At 66.7% G+C, this 1,103-nt stretch carries 1 protein-coding gene; it reads left to right on the top strand.

The window, feature by feature from the left end; all coding sequences use genetic code 11:
• Positions 1-1,097 (top strand): porin (locus tag DIE17_RS37025; RefSeq protein ID WP_260439304.1); only part of this gene is annotated, 1,097 nt, incomplete at its 5' end.
• Between the last annotated feature and the right edge of the window lie 6 nt (positions 1,098-1,103).

The following is a 1,103-nucleotide window of genomic DNA, read 5'->3' as shown; positions in this document are numbered from 1 at the left end:
TCAAACATTTCGCATGGCTGATCGTGGCCGCCGCACCGGCGGCCGCGTTCGCGCAGACGAGCGTGACGCTGTACGGCCGGATCGACGGCGGCGTCGAATACCTGAACCACATCGCGACGCCCGGCGGCAGTTCGACGCGCTGGAGCGCGGAAGGCGGCGACTGGGGCACCAGCATGTTCGGCCTGAAGGGCGTCGAGGATCTCGGCGGCGGGATGTCGACGGTCTTCAACCTGGAAACCGCGTTCCAGGTGATGAACGGCACGACCGGCGGTGGACGCATGTGGTCGCGCCGCGCGTATGTCGGCCTGAAGAGCGACACGTGGGGCCAGCTGCAGGCCGGCCGCAACCTGTTCATCGACAGCGACGGCGTGTGGGAATTCGATCCGTTCGTGCAGCAGGCGTTTTCGTCCGCATCGCTCGTGCGCGGCCGCAACTGGCAGCAGAGCAGCAACAACGTCGAATATCACAGCCCGGTGATCGGCGGCTTCGACGTGCAGGCGCAGTATGCGTTCGGCAACCAGTCGCGCGGCTTCAACTACGGCGCGGCCGACGACTTCGGCCGCTCGGACGGGATCATGATCTCGTATCACTCGCCGGTGCTCGACGTGCGCGGCCTCTACGACGAGCTGCGCGACAACAACGGCAAGTTCAGCAACATCTTCACCGCGTCGCGCGAGTATTTCGTCGGCGCGAACGTGAAGGTGTCGAAGTTCAAGATCCAGGGCGCGTATACGCACTACCAGGCGCCGGACAGCCCGGCGGGCGTCGCCGATCGCGCCGATCACTACTGGCTCGGCGCGACCTACACGGCCACGCCGCAGTGGGCGGTGACGGGCGGCGGGTATTACGTGAAGGTCGGCGACGGCGGCGGCGACGCGTCGCACGATCCGTCGGGCCACGCGATCATGTACGTGCTCGGCACGACGTACAACCTGTCGAAGCGCACGTTCCTGTACGGGACGGTCGCGTATGCGCGCAACGGCGGGAATTCGAACTTCTCGCTGCTCGCGTCGCCGCGCGACGCGACCTCGGGCACGAGCCCGATGACGGGCGAGTCGCAGACGGGCGCGTATGTGGGGATGATGCATACGTTCTGAGCGGCG

The sequence above is a fragment of the Burkholderia sp. Bp9099 genome, assembly GCF_003857805.1.
GTDB lineage: Bacteria > Pseudomonadota > Gammaproteobacteria > Burkholderiales > Burkholderiaceae > Burkholderia.
This window is presented reverse-complemented; position numbering and strand designations above follow the sequence as displayed.